Annotated in this window: 15 protein-coding genes; 12 read left to right on the forward strand and 3 right to left on the reverse strand. The window is 61.8% G+C overall.

The genetic code is table 11. The features are described 5' to 3' along the window. Positions 1-110: 110 nt before the first annotated feature. Complete coding sequence (locus HNQ65_RS27125; protein WP_408004810.1) at positions 111-992, forward strand: sensor histidine kinase; 882 nt, start codon at positions 111-113, stop codon at positions 990-992. A 30-nt stretch (positions 993-1,022) separates the two neighbouring features. After that, the gene (locus HNQ65_RS24530; protein ID WP_184344101.1) at positions 1,023-2,564 is read left to right on the forward strand and encodes a cryptochrome/photolyase family protein; all 1,542 of its coding nucleotides are present in this window, start codon (positions 1,023-1,025) and stop codon (positions 2,562-2,564) included. A gap of 38 nt (positions 2,565-2,602) precedes the next feature. Here HNQ65_RS24530 and HNQ65_RS24535 read toward each other — a convergent pair whose 3' ends face one another. Further along, complete coding sequence (locus HNQ65_RS24535; protein ID WP_184344103.1) at positions 2,603-4,027, reverse strand: DUF1501 domain-containing protein; 1,425 nt, start codon at positions 4,025-4,027, stop codon at positions 2,603-2,605. Next, on the reverse strand, positions 4,020-6,923 hold the full coding sequence (locus HNQ65_RS24540; protein WP_221306284.1) for a PSD1 and planctomycete cytochrome C domain-containing protein: 2,904 nt from the start codon (positions 6,921-6,923) through the stop codon (positions 4,020-4,022). Before HNQ65_RS24540 ends, HNQ65_RS24535 begins: the two co-directional genes overlap by 8 nt. Positions 6,924-7,058: 135 nt before the next feature. Here HNQ65_RS24540 and HNQ65_RS24545 point away from each other — a divergent pair, with 135 nt between their 5' ends. The 9 genes from HNQ65_RS24545 (at position 7,059) to HNQ65_RS24585 (ending at position 12,940) form a co-directional block, all read left to right on the forward strand. Next, the gene (locus HNQ65_RS24545) at positions 7,059-7,538 is read left to right on the forward strand and encodes a TspO/MBR family protein (protein ID WP_184344105.1); all 480 of its coding nucleotides are present in this window, start codon (positions 7,059-7,061) and stop codon (positions 7,536-7,538) included. Positions 7,539-7,544: 6 nt separating this feature from the next. Beyond that, positions 7,545-7,832, forward strand: coding sequence for a DUF3253 domain-containing protein (locus HNQ65_RS24550; RefSeq protein WP_221306285.1), 288 nt, complete (start codon positions 7,545-7,547; stop codon positions 7,830-7,832). A gap of 51 nt (positions 7,833-7,883) precedes the next feature. Continuing rightward, entirely contained in the window at positions 7,884-8,348 is a 465-nt protein-coding gene (locus HNQ65_RS24555; protein ID WP_184344107.1) for an SRPBCC family protein, read from the forward strand. Positions 8,349-8,428: 80 nt separating this feature from the next. Further along, a complete protein-coding gene (locus HNQ65_RS24560) occupies positions 8,429-9,247 on the forward strand; it encodes an oxidoreductase (protein WP_184344109.1) in 819 nt (272 codons plus the stop codon). 73 nt (positions 9,248-9,320) lie between these two features. Continuing rightward, positions 9,321-10,361 (forward strand): hypothetical protein, encoded by a 1,041-nt coding sequence (locus HNQ65_RS24565; protein WP_184344111.1) that lies wholly within the window; start codon positions 9,321-9,323, stop codon positions 10,359-10,361. An 80-nt stretch (positions 10,362-10,441) separates the two neighbouring features. Beyond that, entirely contained in the window at positions 10,442-10,975 is a 534-nt protein-coding gene (locus tag HNQ65_RS24570; protein ID WP_184344114.1) for an RNA polymerase sigma factor, read from the forward strand. Next, a complete protein-coding gene (locus HNQ65_RS24575) occupies positions 10,956-11,309 on the forward strand; it encodes a hypothetical protein (RefSeq protein WP_184344116.1) in 354 nt (117 codons plus the stop codon). Before HNQ65_RS24570 ends, HNQ65_RS24575 begins: the two co-directional genes overlap by 20 nt. Then, positions 11,306-12,160, forward strand: a complete 855-nt coding sequence (locus tag HNQ65_RS24580; protein ID WP_184344118.1) for a Spy/CpxP family protein refolding chaperone — start codon at positions 11,306-11,308, stop codon at positions 12,158-12,160. The genes HNQ65_RS24575 and HNQ65_RS24580 overlap by 4 nt, the downstream gene beginning before the upstream one ends. Before the next feature lie 312 nt (positions 12,161-12,472). Beyond that, the gene (locus HNQ65_RS24585) at positions 12,473-12,940 is read left to right on the forward strand and encodes an RNA recognition motif domain-containing protein (protein ID WP_184344120.1); all 468 of its coding nucleotides are present in this window, start codon (positions 12,473-12,475) and stop codon (positions 12,938-12,940) included. A gap of 54 nt (positions 12,941-12,994) precedes the next feature. Here the strand turns inward: HNQ65_RS24585 and HNQ65_RS24590 are convergent, their stop codons facing one another. Next, positions 12,995-14,293, reverse strand: a complete 1,299-nt coding sequence (locus HNQ65_RS24590) for an MFS transporter (RefSeq protein WP_281382152.1) — start codon at positions 14,291-14,293, stop codon at positions 12,995-12,997. A 153-nt stretch (positions 14,294-14,446) separates the two neighbouring features. Here HNQ65_RS24590 and HNQ65_RS24595 point away from each other — a divergent pair, with 153 nt between their 5' ends. Then, positions 14,447-15,307 (forward strand): hypothetical protein, encoded by an 861-nt coding sequence (locus HNQ65_RS24595; RefSeq protein WP_184344124.1) that lies wholly within the window; start codon positions 14,447-14,449, stop codon positions 15,305-15,307. Positions 15,308-15,318 lie beyond the last annotated feature (11 nt).

Consider the following 15,318-nt stretch of genomic DNA (forward strand, 5'->3'; position numbering starts at 1 on the left):
AGCAGTGGGGGGATCCAGTGGCGCTGTACGCGCAGGCACTCATGCCGCTGGACACGGTTCACGCGCGTGAAGGGCGGCTGCTGGCATGGCTGGTAGGCTGTGGTATGGGCATGCTGGTTGCGGGAGGAGCCGCGGCATGGCATCTCAGCCGCCAGTGGCTGCGCTCGGTGGCCAACCTGGAGGAGGCGGCACGCGGACTCAGCAGCGCGGAGCTGGGCCTGCGGCGTTTGTTTGTGCCTGCGGATGATGCTGAACTGGCTGCTCTGGCAAACTCCTTCAATCAACTGCTGGATCGGCTGGAGGGAGCGCATGCCGCGCAGCAGCGCTTTACCGCCGATGCCTCGCATGAGCTGCGCACGCCGCTGACGGTGCTGCGCGGAGAGATCGAGGTGGCGCTGCGCCGGCCGCGCAGCGCGGAGGAATACCGGGAGGTGCTCGTGAGCAACAAAGAGGAGATCGAGCGTCTCTCGCGCCTCACGGAAAACATGCTGGCGCTGGCGCATGTGGATGGCGGCCATGCGATCACACAGAGGGAGCTGGTGAATGTGAGCGAGCTGTGCTCCAGCGTGACTGAGAGGCTGCAGGCTCTGGCGGGAGAAAAGCGCATCGCCCTGCAGCACATGGATGCCACAAATGAGCCGCTGAGCGTGAACGGGGACCGCCTGGCGCTGGAGCGTGTGATGACAAATCTCGTGGAAAATGCCCTGCGTTATTCGCCTGCTGGCGAACAGGTGACAGTACGCGTGTCCAAGTCTCCGCCCTGGGTCGAGGTGCAGGTCATCGATACCGGAGGGGGCATCGCGCCAGAGCATTTGCCGCATTTGTTTGAGCGCTTTTACCGCGTGGACAAGGCAAGATCCCGAGTGCATGGCGGCAGCGGGCTGGGGCTTTCGATCGTAAAGGCCCTAGCGGAGGTGCATGGCGGCAGTGTTTGCGTGACGAGCCAGGTCGGGCAGGGCAGCTGCTTCACGGTACGTTTGCCTGCGGCCTGATGTCGCCACGGTGCGTAATGGGCATGCGCCATGCCATCCCGACCCCGTCTCATCCTTGTGCTGGGAGACCAGCTAGATCTGCAGTCAGCCGCCTTTGACGGCTGCGACCCCAAGCGGGATGTGGTGTGGATGGCGGAGGTGGCGGCGGAGTCCACCAAGGTCTGGAACGTGAAGGCGCGCATCGCCGTTTTTCTCGCGTCCATGCGGCACTTTCGTGAGGCGCTGCGGGAAAAGGGATGGCGTGTGGACTATCATGAACTCGGAAAGCACGAGACGCTGGTGGAGGCGTTGCGTGCCAGCGTGCGTTCACTGAAGCCCTCCGGGCTTGTCATGGTACAGGCCGGAGAATGGGGAGTGCAGCGGGATCTGGAAGCCGCTGCCGCCGAGCTTGGCGTGCCGCTGGAAGTGTGGGATGACCGCCACTTTCTTTGCACACCGGCGGAATTTGCCAAGCACGCGGCGGGCCGCAAACAACTGCGGATGGAGTTCTTCTACCGAGAGATGCGCCAGCGCACGGGGGTGCTGATGGAGAAGGACGGCCCGGCGGGAGGGCAGTGGAACTTTGATCACGACAACCGTGGCACCTTCGGCAAAGAAGGGCCGGACCTGCTGCGTGTGCCACCAAAACGGTTCCTGCCAGATGAGATCACGCGCGAGGTCATCGCATTGGTGCAGGAGCGTTCTGCCAAGCATCCTGGCACGCTGAAGGATTTTGACTGGCCGGTGACGGCGGCGCAGAGCCTGGAGGCGCTTGACGATTTCATCACGCACCGGCTGCGGGACTTTGGGCAGTATCAGGATGCCATGTGGACGAATGAGCCGTGGCTGTACCACTCACGACTGAGCGCGGCGATGAATCTCAAAATGCTAGATCCGCGCGTGGTCATCGCGGCGGCAGAGAAAGCGTGGCGCAGCGGCAAGGCACCGCTGGCGGCAGTGGAGGGCTTCATCCGGCAAATCCTGGGCTGGCGTGAGTATGTGCGTGGCATCTACTGGCTGAAAATGCCAGACTATGTGCGGCTGAATGAAATGCAGGCGCACGAGAAGCTGCCGGGCTTTTACTGGACGGGAGAGACGGACATGAACTGCCTGAGCCAGGCCATAGGCCAGACGCTGCGTTACGGCTATGCGCACCACATTCAGCGGCTGATGGTGACCGGCTTGTTTGCACTGCTCTATGGCGTGGACCCGCATCAGGTCCACGAGTGGTATCTGGCGGTGTATGTGGATGCCGTGGAGTGGGTGGAGCTGCCGAACACGCTCGGCATGAGCCAGTATGGCGATGGTGGCCTGATGGCCAGCAAGCCCTACGTGGCCAGCGGCAAGTACATCCAGCGCATGAGCAACTACTGCACGGGCTGCAAGTATGACCCCGCGCAGTCCACCGGCCCCAAGGCCTGCCCCTTTACCACTCTGTACTGGGACTACCTGCTGCAGCATGAACCGCGACTGAAGAAGAACCAGCGCATGAGCATGCAGCTGAAAAATCTGGCGCGACTGAGCATGGAACAGAGAAGCGCGATCCAGCAGCAGGCGCGGCGGGTGCGGGAGAGGTGCGGTGGAGAGGGGTGATTTGCGGAGCTGAAGGATCGAGGACGAGTACGAATAGGCTACGCCAGAATGCCCTTCACCACCTTCGCGGGCTCGACGCCGGTGAGGCGGAAGTCGAGACCCTGCGCACGGAAGGTGAAGCGCTCGTGGTCGATGCCGAGCTGGTGCATCACGGTCGCGTGCAGGTCGCGGACATGGACGGGATTTTCGGCCACGTTGTAGCTGAAGTCATCCGTAGCACCGTAGGTGATGCCAGGCTTGATCCCGCCGCCGGCCATCCACATGGTGAAGCAACGCGGGTGGTGATCGCGGCCAGCCTCGGGGCTGTCCCACTTGCCCTGGCCTGCGACGCCCCGGCCAAATTCGCCGCCCCAGAGCACGAGGGTGTCATCGAGAAGGCCGCGCTGCTTGAGGTCTTTGATGAGTGCCGCGCTGGGCTGGTCGGTGTCGCGGCAGCGGGCGGTGCACCAGCTCGGGAGCCGGCTGTGGTGGTCCCAGTCAGGATGGAAAAGCTGGATGAAGCGAACGCCACGCTCGGCGAGACGGCGGGCGAGGATGCAGTTGGCCGCATAACTTCCGGCGCGGCGTGAGTCGGGGCCGTACATGTCAAAGACGTGATCGGGCTCGTCGCTGAGGTCGGTCAGCTCCGGCACGCTGCTCTGCATGCGGTAGGCCATTTCATACTGGCGGATGCGGGTGGTGATCTCGGGGTCGTGCGTCTTCTCAAAGCGCATCTGGTTCAGCTCCGCGAGACCATCCAGCATGCCACGGCGCAGATGGCGTGGCAGGCCTTCGGGGTCGGTGAGATAGAGCACGGGGTCTTTGGAGTTGCGCAGCTTCACACCCTGATAGCGCGATGGGAGGAAACCGCTGCCCCAGTAATGATCGTAGAGCGGCTGGTCGCTCGGGCGCTGCATCTTGGAGATGAGCACGAGGTAGTCGGGCAGGTTGCGGTTCAGGCTGCCGAGGCCGTAGCTGATCCATGAGCCCATGCTGGGGCGACCAGGGAGTTGGTGGCCGGTGAGAAATTGCGTCATGGCCGGCGCGTGGTTGATCTGGTCTGTCGTCATCGACTTGATGAAGCAGAGATCGTCCGCCACGCCCTGCAGGTGCGGAAGCCATTCGCTGATGGTGGCGCCGCTTTTGCCGCAGCGGCTGAACTGGGTGAGCCCCGGCAGGATGAGCTGCTTCTGGTTCGCCGTCATGGTGGTGAGGCGCTGGCCCTGCCGCACCGATTCCGGCAGCTCCGTTCCCGCCAGCCGCATGAGACCGGGCTTATGATCATAGAGCTCCAGCTGCGAAGGCCCGCCCGAATGCGTGAGGAAGATGACGCGCTTGGCCTTGGGTGCGAAATGAGGTAGCGAGGGAAGGCCCGGCACTTCCGGCTGCTCAGCGAGCGCGTGCAGCGCCATCGCGCCGACGGAGATGCCGGTGCACTGGCCGAGGAAGTAGCGCCGTGTGGTGTTGAGGGAGGATTCACTCATGGGTGATGGCTTCGTCGAGGTTGAGCACCAGGCTGGCCACGAGCGTGTGCGCGGCGAGTTCGGGTGTGGTTTGCAGCTTGCGGGCGTCTTCGGGATGGGCGCGGTAGTGGGCCAGTGCGCTGTCGAGTTCGCGCTCGAGTACGGTCAGCTCCTTGGCGGTAGGCTGGCGGGTCAGGACGGACTGGCAGAGAAGCGGCAGGCGGTCTTCCGTCTTCGCGGCCAGCATGCGTTTGGCCAGTGCACGGGAGGCTTCCATCATGGTCTCGTCATTGAGCAGGGTGAGTGCCTGCAGCGGTGTGTTGGTGCGGGTCATGGCCACCTCGCACACGCGGCGCTGGGCGCTGTCGAAGAGGAAGGTGGGGGCGATGCTGCGGCGCCAGAAGGCATACAGCGTGCGGCGGTGCTGAGCCGCGCCCTGGCTGGGCTCGTAGGTGAAGCGGCCCATGAAGATCTCCTCCCACACGCCATCCGGCTGGTAGGGGCGTACAGGTGGTCCGCCGAGGGCGGGATTGAGAAGGCCGGAGGAAGCGAGCGCGGCATCGCGGATCATCCAGGCAGGCAGGCGGAAGCGTGGGCCGCGTGAGAGCAGGAGGTTCTGAGGATCGAAGGCGTCTGTGCGGTCGGAGGACTGCTGATAGGTCGCGCTGGTGACGATGAGCTTGATCAGCTTCTTCACATCCCAGCCGTTTTCCATGAAATCCACGGCCAGCCAGTCGAGCAGTTCGGGGTGCGTGGGGCGCTGGCCTTGCAGACCAAAGTCATCCGGCGTGCGCACAAGACCAGCCCCAAAGAACATCTGCCAGATGTGGTTCACAAACACACGCGCGGTCAGCGGATTGTCCTTGGACGTGATCCACTTCGCGAGGCCAATACGATCCCGCGCCAGACCTGCGGGCCAGGGGGCGATAGCGGCGGGCACATCGCGCTGGACGACATCGCCTTTCTTGTCCCAGACACCGCGCACGAGCACGTTCGTCACACGCGGCTCTTTGCGCTCGGCCAGCACCATGACATTCAGTTTGCCGGCAGCGGCCTGAACTTCCTTGAGCTGCGCGGTGGCGCGATCCAGCGAAGCCTTGGCAAACTGGTAGGGAGTGTAGTCTTCCAGAAACTGCGCCATCAGGCGCTCGCTTTCGACTTTGCCAGCGGCAAGCTGTTCGAGAGGCGTGGGACCAAGCTCGCGCACAGCGGGGCCAGGTTGGTCGGTGGCGGAGACGCGGAAGCTGGCGATGTTGGCATCGCCATTCGTCGAGCGCTGGCGAAGTTCCAAAATCAGCTCCTCATCGCTCTCGAGTTCGAGGGGTTCGGCGAGGCCGTAGAGCGCGGTGTGCGGCTGGTCTTTGGGAAAGCCCTTGGTGGTCCAGCCATTGCGCGGGTCGTCATCCAGCGTGCCTTTCACATCGCCATACTCGCGGGCCTTGCCTTCGACTTTGGTGTCGGCCACGGCGCTTTTAACGAGGATGTCGCGGATCTGGGAGCTGCCTCTGCGTCGCACCTGCACCTTGATGTCGGTGAGGATGAATTCGCCATCTTTGCCGCGTGAGAGCACGCCGTTTTGCGGCAGCACTTCGAGCTTCAAGCCGGTGAGACGCGGCAGCTTGAGGACGGAGATGAGGCGGTAGTCGTCTTGTTTGGGATTTGGCCCGCTGGCAGAGACGATGCCGTCTTTCGCTTGAGCCAGCCTGGAGCCTTCCTCGGACTCCACCGCACCGTGAATGACATGCCAGGCCTGGAAACCGTCCTTCACTTCTTTCTGACGCTCGGTCAGCCATTGGGAGAAGGGCTTCTCCGCATCCGCCCTGGCTCTGGCCTCCACGGGCTTGCGGGCATCGACGAGCTTCTGGGACTCCTCCACCGCGCGCTTCGCATACGGTGACTGATAACTGAAATACGGCTGCGCCTTGGTGCCTGCAGAGCCGTCTTCGTCGATGCTGTTGAAGAAGGCGTTGAGGCCGTAGTAGTCGTGCTGGGAGATGGGGTCAAACTTGTGCGAGTGGCACTGCGTGCAGCCGAGCGTGAGGCCCAGCCAGACGGTGCCGGTGGTGTTCACGCGATCGATCACGTAGTCGATGCGGGATTCCTCCTTGTCACGGCCGCCTTCACCGTTGGTCATGTGGTTGCGGTGAAAGCAGGTGGCCAGTTTTTGCTCAGGTGTGGCATTGGGCAGCAGATCGCCGGCAAACTGCTCGAGCGTGAACTGATCGAATCGCTTGTTCGCATTGAACGACTCCACCACGTAGTCGCGCCAGGGCCAGTTGGTGCGCGAGGCGTCGGACTGAAAGCCATCAGTGTCCGAGTAGCGTGCGGCATCCAGCCACCACATGGCCATGCGCTCGCCGAAATGCGGGGAAGAGAGGAGGCTGTCGGCTAGATGCTCGATGCTGGATGCTTGATTCTGGATGCTGGATGGAGGCAGGCCGGTGAGGTCGAAGGAGAGGCGGCGGCGCAGAACGTACTCTGGGGCTTTGGGGGAAAGCGTACGGCCTTCTTTCGCGAGGCGGGCTTTGACGAAGAAGTCCACTGGATGGCCTTCGATCTTGGCCTTCAATGGTTTTTCGAGAGACCAGTGCTTGCCCCATTTCGCCCCTTCGGCGATCCAGCGTTTTAGCAGCGCGATCTGCTCGGCCTTGAGCGCGGGCTTGTGTGACTTGGGCGGCGGCATGATCTCCTCGGGATCGGTGCTGACGATTCGGGCCATGAAGTCGCCGGACTTCAGCACCTCGCGTGCGCCTTCCGCCGTGTCGAGCCGCAGGTCGGCCTTGCGATGGCCCGCGTCCTGGCCGTGGCAGGAGAGACAGTTGTCCGAAAGCAGCGGTAGCACCTCGCGGCTGAAGCTCACCGGCTCCGCATGAGCGGAAAACGAGAGGGCGAGGAGTGGCAGCAGGTATTTCGACATGAGACGCAACATGCTGAAACCAACGCGCTTGAACATGCAGGGTGCATGCATTGGCTTTGGATAATCCTGAGATTTTTACGTGCAACCGCACTCTGGACGGCGATCAGAGACGTATCTGGCAGCAGCCATTTACTCATGAGCAAGCCTCTCTCCAAACTGCAATCCGGCCTCGCGCTGGCCGGATTCGTCGTCGTCACCTTCTGTGCTCCGCTGCTGAGCGTGGTTGCGGGCTCCATGCCAGGAGCCTGGTATGCGGCGCTGCACAAACCCACATGGAATCCGCCGGCGTGGGTGTTTGGCCCCACGTGGACGCTGCTCTACACGCTGATGGCGGTGGCGGCGTGGCTGGTGTGGAAGCGCGCTGGCTTTTCAAAGCCCCTGCTGTTTTACTTTGTGCAGCTGGCGCTGAATGCAGCCTGGACGCCGATCTTCTTCGGCTTCCACTGGCTGGGAGTCTCAGTGGCGGTGATCGTGGCGCTGTGGCTCATGATTGCGGTCACGCTGGTTGCATTCCATCGCGTGCGCAATGCCGCAGGCTGGCTGCTGGTGCCGTATCTGATGTGGGTGTCCTTTGCTGCGGTGCTGAACGTCACTATCTGGCGGCTGAATGGTTGAGAATCCATGATGAAACCTGCACAAGCATGCTCAAAGCCTGCGGTGGTGGATGCGGCCGCCATTCGTGAATGCCTGCTGCGTCTGGCGGCGGGCCGGGGCGAGGGGGCCACCTACTGCCCCTCAGAGGCGGCGCGGCAGCTCAGCCGGGACTGGCGCCCGCTGATGCAGCCGGTGCGCGAGGTGGCGGCAGTGCTAGTGGATGAAGGGCTGCTGGTCTGCACACAGAAGGGCGTGCCTGCGGATCCGCTGGCCGCGCGTGGACCGATCCGGCTGGCGAGACCGGCAAAGGACTAGCGTGCTCCTTGTGGAATCTACCTGGCAGCCATGCGCGTAACCCGATCCTGCATGGCTGTGCACACCTTGTTTCATCAGCAGATCATCCCCGCGCCGCTGCCGGAGGTGTGGGCGTTTTTTTCCAATCCGCGAAACCTTTCCCGCATCACGCCGCCTGGGATGGGCTTCTCCACGGAAGAGAAAGATCTGCCGGACGCCATTCGGCCCGGGCTCATGATCACGCACCGGCTGCGGCCTCTGCTGGGAATTCCCATGACATGGCTCACGGAGATCACGCATGTGGTGGAGGGCAGGCGCTTTGTGGATGAGCAGCGCGTGGGGCCGTATGCGGTATGGCATCATGAGCATGACTTTGAGGACCTCGGCGATGGCCGCACGCAAACGACCGACCGCGTGACGTATGTGATGCCTTTCGGCCCGCTGGGAGAGCTGGCGCATCCATGGCTGGTGGCACCGGAGCTCAAGCGCGTCTTTGCGCACCGAGAGAAAGCAATGCGGGAGATTTTCCCCGGCTGAGGTTTGGGAGAGTCCACGCAGCACCGAGTGCCGTATCTGCTGGCTGACTTTCCACACCACACTCCCAAAACAAAACGCGCATGAGTTCCAAAAAATGGCTGATCACCGGATGTTCGAGCGGCTTTGGCCGGGCGATTGCAGAGGCGGCGCTGGCGGCCGGGCAGAAGGTCATCGCCACAGCGCGTGATGTGCGCAGCATCGCGGATCTGGAAAAGCCAGGCAGCTGCGAGGTCATGGCGCTGGACATCACGGATGAGGCGAATATCCGCGAAGTGATCGCGGCGGCGGGAGCGCTGGATGTCATCGTGAACAACGCGGGCTATGGCCTGATCGGTGCGGTGGAGGAATGCAGCGACGAGCAGATCCGCCGCAGTCTGGAGACGAATTTCTTCGGCCCGCTGAACGTCATCCGCGCAGCGCTCCCGATGCTGCGGGTGCAGAAGCGCGGGCACATCGTGAACATCAGCGCAGCGGCGGCCATTTCGAACTACCCGGGCTTCGGCATCTACGGCGGGGCCAAGGCGGCGCTGGAGATGATGAGCGAGAGCCTGCGGCTGGAGCTGGCGCCTCTGGGCATCCACGTGACGCAGGTGCAGCCGGGGCCGTTCCGCACGGATTTCATCGCACGCGGTTTGGAAAAGGCCGCCACGCAGATCGCCGACTATGATGGCAGCGCACGGAAATTTGCCACCTTTCTCGAAACCGTGAACGGCAAGCAGCCCGGCGATCCGGCGCGCGCCGCGCAAGCCATTGTGAAAATGGTGCTGGATGGCGAGCCCCCGCCACGCCTGCCGCTGGGCAAGTATGTGGTGAAGAAGATGCGGGACAAAGCCGCAGCCCTCACACGCGAGGCAGAGCGCTGGGGCGACGTGGCTGGGGCGACGGATTTTTCCGGCTGATCCTGTAGCCTGCATAGGGGATGATCGTTTGTTCGACTTGCACGTGGATGCAGCGTAAGAAAGCCCTGCCTGCATGAAAATCCCCGTATCCTATGATCTGAACGGCCGCCGCCGTTGCCTGTTGGTGCAGGACGGAGAGACCATTAGCATCGGCCGTGGAGCGGCCTGCAGCATTCAGGTGAGCGGAGAGGCTGTGGCAGAAGTGGAACTGACCGCCCAGCTCGTGAACCGCTGCGAGGTTGCGGTGGTGTACCCCGTCAATGGCGGCGTGCCCTACGCGCAGCCACTGCCATGGAAGACGACGCTGGGCGGCACCGAGGTGCAAATCATTCGGCCTGCCAGACCGGTGGCGGATGCGGTTGCCTCTGAGGAGAGAGCCATGGTGGTGCAGGGGCTCACCGAAGGAGAGATGCCGGTGATCCTGCGTCAGGATGAGCCGCTGCTGGTGGGTTCTGGCGCAGAATGCCAGTTGGTGATTTCAGATGCGGGCTGCCCGCCTTGCTTGCTGGCCCTTTGGGCGGCACCTGGAGGCAAAGTGCAGCTTCAGCTATTGGATGATTGCGCTACTGTGGGCTGGCTAGGACGTGCGGGCGAGAAGGAGGCGGTGCTGGAGCCTCCGCTGAGCCTGAGCATTAATGGCCGCATGCTCCTCATGAACAACAGCGCTGCGGCATCTGCCCAAGCTGTAGTAGCCAGACCTTTCATGCCAGGTACGTCGGTCATGCCCAAAGTGTCCGCCGTTCTCCCCAAGAGTGCAGACAGCGGCCCGAAGATCATTTCCAAACAAGCGCAGGCGGAGGTACCCAAAGAAGAGGCTGCCAGACCGGGCCAAAAGACTATCCTGCATGTGGAGGCGCCGGCCCATCGCCCGGTGGTGCTGCAGCAGGCCAAGGCTCTGGCCACCTCTGAAGCGGCACCGCTGACCATGGAGGAGGCGCAAAAGGCCCACACCAAAACCGTGAGCCCCACCGCCTTCATCCTTTTCAGCTGGCTGCAGGTGGGAATGACGTATGCCGTGGCGTTTCTGCCGCAGCAGACTTTCCAGCTATGGGCTGCTGCCGGGGGCCTGCTGGCGCTGACGCTGCTGCTGGGACTGGCTGCACTGCTGAAGTGAGTGGTGAGGCAGCATGCGGCTGGTTTTTTCCACGCCGGTGTCATACAACACGATGGCCCGCGGCACTCAGCGGGAAATGAATGGAACGCTCCATCGCCGACCAGCTCGAAACTCTGCATCCCGACGCCTTTGGCTGGGCGCTGCACTGCTGCGCTGGAAACCATGCGCGGGCGGAGGACGTGCTGCAAAACGCCTATCTCAAGCTGGCGCGGGAGCAGGCGTGGCACGACGGCCGCTCTGCTTTCAAAACCTGGTGGTTCGGAGTCATACGCCTCACTGCGCACGAGGAGTTTCGGCGGCTGCGCTATCGCGAATCCTTGCTGGGCAGGCTGCTGCTGCAGATCTCCGGCCAGGAGCACGACCCCCGGCCCTCCCCTTCCCGCAAAATGGAGATGGACGAGCGCGCGGCGGAACTGCGGCGCTGCCTGGCTCAGCTGCCTGCACGGCAGGCGGAGGTGCTGCATCTGGTCTTCTATCAGGATCTGACACTCACCGAAGCGGCGGAGGTGATGCGTGTGAGCATCGGCTCCGTGCGCCAACATTATGAACGCGGCAAGGCGCGCCTGCGCAGCCTGCTGCAACCGGATACCACTCATGAAAGCCAACCCCGATGACGATCTGCGCGCCCGCTTTGAACAGGCGCGCCGCTGTGACCGCCAAGATGCGCCCGCCTGGCGCCCGGCGCTGCTGGAGCAGAGCCCGATCCAGCGGCGCTCAAGCGCGCTCTGGAGCTGGAGCCCCGCTGCTCTAGCTGCAGCCTGTGCCGTCGTTCTGGCGGTTTTTCTCGGTGGCTCCCTCCATCATGAGCCAAAGCTCAGCGAGGCACTGCCGCCTCTCTTTGAAGCCCCGGCAGGCGAGCTTTTTGCCAGTTTGGAACCCTCTCCTCTGTCCTTTGAAGCTCCTTCCGACTTTCTGCTAAACGACCACTTCAACCTCTCCCTACCATGAAAACACTCCTCTGCTCCCTGCTTCTCCTGACCGCCTGTGCTCTGCCCGCCGCCCAAGTGGAGGAGTGGCTCAAGAGCGGCCTGCTCCACCCGGACCTGATCACCTCCGTGCGTGACCAGCTGGCGCTGACTGAAGAGCAGCAGTCCAAGCTCAACGCCCAGCTCAGCGAGGCACGCGCCCAAGCCGAGCCTCTGGAGCAGGCTGTGAAGGAGCAGAAGAAGGCCCTCAACCAGCTGCTCAAAGACAGAACCAGTACTGCCGAGGCAGCCGCAGCGCAGCTTTCCAAGCTGCTGGAAGCCGAGGGGGCCATCAAACAGCTGCAATTGAGAACTTTGATCGCCGTGCGCGATGTCCTGACGCCTGAACAGCTGGCCAAGGCACAGAAACTCAACCCGCCTGGGCAGCCTTCTCCACGCGCAGGACTGGAAGCACGAGTTGATGAGAAAGCGCACAAACTTCGTGCTGCGGTGGAGTCCCTCGGCATCTCGCCTACTGAAGCCATGAAGTATCGTGGCGAAGAAATCGAAGGCCTGATCAAAAGCGGCCAGCTAGCCGAGGCAGATGCCAAGCTGGATGAATTGATCAAAGACTCCCACTTTAAAGAACTGGATGCCGAGGTCGAAAAGGTGGACTTCTCCAAGTTCGAGCCTGGCAGCACGGATCTAGAAACGCTGCGGGAGCGCTTCGAAAGGCTGCAGGTGGCTGGTCAGGCGATCATTTCCCTTCCTCTGCTGCGTGAGATGCTGCAGGCCAAATCCGCCTTTGAAGAGGCCAAGGAGGCCCAGGACGCTGAAAAAGTGGGCCGCATCCTGACCTATGCTGAGGAAAGGCTGAAGAAAAATGGCGGCTAAAGCGGTCGCCCAAGGGCTAACCCCTTCTCAGTCAGACATCTGCATGTTAGCAGGATGGAGCAGGAGGCTTTGTGCCTGTCAGGTGCTTAGGGGAGGCATTCATCGCCCCCATCAGGTAGTAGGCAACAGGGCATAACCGTAGAAAACTTTTGTTTGCCTTTGGCCCGTTTCTGGCGATAAGACCGCACAAGTCACCTGTTAAGGGTCAGGCTCAGTCGTTCTTCAGGTGATTGTGAATCCGTTGGCGTTCATCAAACTTGTTGTGCGGGCTGGTCTTGATCGTGAGGCAGCCGACAAGCACCCAACAAAGATATGAATACCAAGATGTATGTGGGCAATCTGCCCTTCGCCGCTCAGGAGCAAGACGTTCGTGAGCTGTTCTCCCAATACGGTGGCGTCACCGAAGTCTTCCTGCCGATGGACCGCGAGAGCGGCCGCCCACGTGGGTTTGCCTTCGTTACCATGGATTCCGCAGAAGCCATGAATGCCGCGATCAACGCGCAAAACGGCCAGGAATTCATGGGCCGAAAGCTTGCCATCAACGAAGCTCGTCCCCGTGAAGAGCGTCCCGCAGGCGGTGGTTATGGCGGCGGCGGTGGCCGTGGCGGCTACGGTGGTGGCGGCGGCGGTCGTGGTGGCTACGGCGGTGGCGGCGGCGGTGGTGGTCGTGGTGGCTACGGCGGCGGCGGTGGTGGCGGCGGCGGCAAGCGCGGCGGCTATGACCGTGGCGATCGCGGCGGTCATCGCGGCGGCGGCGGAGACGACGAAGGCGGCTGGTAATTCCTGCCCCTGATTCCCTTTCTATTTCACCCGTGATTCGTTGAGCTGGCCCTCCTAGGCGGACTCGCGGATCACGGGTTTTTCTGCGTTTACAAACAGCGCAAACACGCCTGCGAGGACAAAGGCCCCTGCGCACATCCACACGCCTTCGTGGTAGTCGTGGTTGGTGTCGAACAAGTTCACCACATGCCGGAACATCAGAGTCATGAGGCCAGCGCCTACGTTGCCCCACATGTTGGACCAGCCAAAGAGCTGTGCCTGATGCTTGCCGCTGATGTCCTGCATCGTCGTCCACATCGCGGGCAGGCCGAAGTCGGCAAAGAAGGTGACAAGACCAAAGGCGAAGGCCATACCCCAAGGCGAATCAGTCCATAATGCCAACGGGTAGCAGGCTGCAGCTGCGAATTTAGTGACTGACATTGGCAGCATGCGGCCTAGCCTCTTCCCCAAACGTCTTGAGAGCGCATCCGTTAGTGTCCCCCCCAGCGGCAGGGCCAGAATGCCGATGGAAAGCGCACCTGTGGTAATCCAACTCGCGTCTTTTTCAGCCACGTGCATGACGACCTTTAAATAATCGGAGAGATATAAAATGAGAAAAGCCCAGCCGATATTCGTGAAGAACTGAACTGCATTGGCATTCCAGAGGTTCACACTGCGGCACGCGGCAGCCAGAGGGAAGCGCTTCGGGGGATTTTTTGCAGGCTGAAAGTCGCCACGACCTTCTGCAAGCAGGTTGATCTCTGCTGCATTGCAACCCGGGTGTTCGCGGGGGTGGTCACGAAACACACGCCAGTACCACCAGGCTACTAGGATGCCAGCACCTCCGTATAGCCAACCTGCATAGCGCCAGTTGCCAGACATGATGATCACGGAAGCCGTTAAGCCCGGTGCTACAGCGCCGCCAACGCGTCCGCCCCAAGAAATTGCACTGCTAGCGAATCCACGCGCCCCGACGTGAGCCCAGCGTGTGACCAAGCTGCTGCCAGCCGGATAGTAACCCGCCTCTGCTAGGCCGCAAAACAGTCTGGCAAGGAGCAATGTCCAGAATCCGGTGGCGAAGCTGGTAACTGCTGTGAAGACCGACCACGTGGCAATGTAGATCGTGATAAGCATGCGGCTGCTGAAGCGATCACTTAGCCAACCTGCGGGCACTTGAAAAAGTGCATAGGCCCAGAAGAAGACGAGCTTAACCCAGTCAGATTGGTTGGCGTTGAGCTGAATCTCCTGCTTGAAGGATGAAGATCCGATGATGTCCGCCAGGCAGATGCGGTCCAGATACATGAGAAAAGCCACGATCGTTGCCGTGGCGAGGATCTGATGACGGACGGCGGTGGGGCGTGCAGAAGAGGACATCAGAGAGACAAGACGCAGAAATTCAGCCAGCCCTAACAGGATTCCGGCTTGATGAACAGTCTGAAGGCGTGCATGTGCCGGATACTGCGGCGCAAAAGCGGCGCTTTGAATAGACTTGCGCACCCTGCAGTCTGACCAATCCTTTCCCTTATCATGACAGCCATTAAAAATCTTACCGCATTGCTGGTGCTGAGCTTTCTCGCCTCGGGCGTGCTCGGCTGGTTCCTGTTCCAAGCTCGCACGGATCTAGCGGCTACCCATGCCCAGATCGAGCAGATGAAGGCGGATCATCTGGAGGAGCTCAAGGCCAAGGAGACCGAATGTCAGCGCACTCTGGACACCCAGGCCGCGCAGCACCAGAAGATGATCACCGCGCTGAATGATGAGCACGAAAAAAAGATCGACGAGCTGCGCCAGGGAGAGCGCAAGCGCCTGGCCATCGCCGCCAAGGAATTTGAAAACATTTTCGAGGGAAACAAGACCACCATGCAGTACATCGACCTGCTGGAGGACAAGGTGAAGGCCGGCCAGACGCTCTCCAAGGCCGAGGTGGAAAAGCTGACCATCATCACCACCGGCCTCAGCTACCTCAAAAAGCAGTATCAAAAGCCCATGCAGGAATTTCAGGAGCTGGCGAACTACTTTGACGCCCAGGCCTCCAAGCACCTCGAAAAACCCAAGGGCGGCTTCTTCAAACGCCTCTTCAGCAGCGACTTCCGCGAGGCTGAGAAGGAATACCTGCGTCAGGAAGGCGCCAAGGAGGCCTTTGAGCAGGCTCAGGGCAAGTTTTCCACCACCTACAAGCAGGCGCAGAAGGTCATGGGCTCTGTGAATCTGGATGCCGACGCCCAGTTGCAGAAGCTGCACTCTTACATCGACGACAAGCAGCAGCAGAACGCTCAGGATCTCTCCTCCTTCTTTGACAAGGCTCGCAAAGCCCTGCGCACCCACCAGGACGTGTTGGATTTTGAGCCGGACACCGCCCGCCTGCCCGCTCCCAAACCACAGCCTTGAGCTGAAGCGGC

The organism is Prosthecobacter vanneervenii, assembly GCF_014203095.1.
GTDB lineage: Bacteria > Verrucomicrobiota > Verrucomicrobiia > Verrucomicrobiales > Verrucomicrobiaceae > Prosthecobacter > Prosthecobacter vanneervenii.

What these genes read in the sequence shown, in the direction of transcription:
- HNQ65_RS24565 (WP_184344111.1), top strand. Translation starts at nt 9,321, where the DNA reads ATGAAAATCCCCGTATCCTATGATCTGAACGGCCGCCGCCGTTGCCTG.
- HNQ65_RS24575 (WP_184344116.1), top strand. Translation starts at nt 10,956, where the DNA reads ATGAAAGCCAACCCCGATGACGATCTGCGCGCCCGCTTTGAACAGGCG.
- HNQ65_RS24580 (WP_184344118.1), top strand. Translation starts at nt 11,306, where the DNA reads ATGAAAACACTCCTCTGCTCCCTGCTTCTCCTGACCGCCTGTGCTCTG.
- HNQ65_RS24550 (WP_221306285.1), top strand. Translation starts at nt 7,545, where the DNA reads ATGATGAAACCTGCACAAGCATGCTCAAAGCCTGCGGTGGTGGATGCG.
- HNQ65_RS24530 (WP_184344101.1), top strand. Translation starts at nt 1,023, where the DNA reads ATGCCATCCCGACCCCGTCTCATCCTTGTGCTGGGAGACCAGCTAGAT.
- HNQ65_RS24560 (WP_184344109.1), top strand. Translation starts at nt 8,429, where the DNA reads ATGAGTTCCAAAAAATGGCTGATCACCGGATGTTCGAGCGGCTTTGGC.
- HNQ65_RS27125 (WP_408004810.1), top strand. Translation starts at nt 111, where the DNA reads ATGCTGGTTGCGGGAGGAGCCGCGGCATGGCATCTCAGCCGCCAGTGG.
- HNQ65_RS24590 (WP_281382152.1), bottom strand. Translation starts at nt 14,293, where the DNA reads ATGTCCTCTTCTGCACGCCCCACCGCCGTCCGTCATCAGATCCTCGCC.
- HNQ65_RS24555 (WP_184344107.1), top strand. Translation starts at nt 7,884, where the DNA reads ATGGCTGTGCACACCTTGTTTCATCAGCAGATCATCCCCGCGCCGCTG.
- HNQ65_RS24535 (WP_184344103.1), bottom strand. Translation starts at nt 4,027, where the DNA reads ATGAGTGAATCCTCCCTCAACACCACACGGCGCTACTTCCTCGGCCAG.
- HNQ65_RS24595 (WP_184344124.1), top strand. Translation starts at nt 14,447, where the DNA reads ATGACAGCCATTAAAAATCTTACCGCATTGCTGGTGCTGAGCTTTCTC.
- HNQ65_RS24585 (WP_184344120.1), top strand. Translation starts at nt 12,473, where the DNA reads ATGAATACCAAGATGTATGTGGGCAATCTGCCCTTCGCCGCTCAGGAG.
- HNQ65_RS24540 (WP_221306284.1), bottom strand. Translation starts at nt 6,923, where the DNA reads ATGTCGAAATACCTGCTGCCACTCCTCGCCCTCTCGTTTTCCGCTCAT.
- HNQ65_RS24545 (WP_184344105.1), top strand. Translation starts at nt 7,059, where the DNA reads ATGAGCAAGCCTCTCTCCAAACTGCAATCCGGCCTCGCGCTGGCCGGA.
- HNQ65_RS24570 (WP_184344114.1), top strand. Translation starts at nt 10,442, where the DNA reads ATGGAACGCTCCATCGCCGACCAGCTCGAAACTCTGCATCCCGACGCC.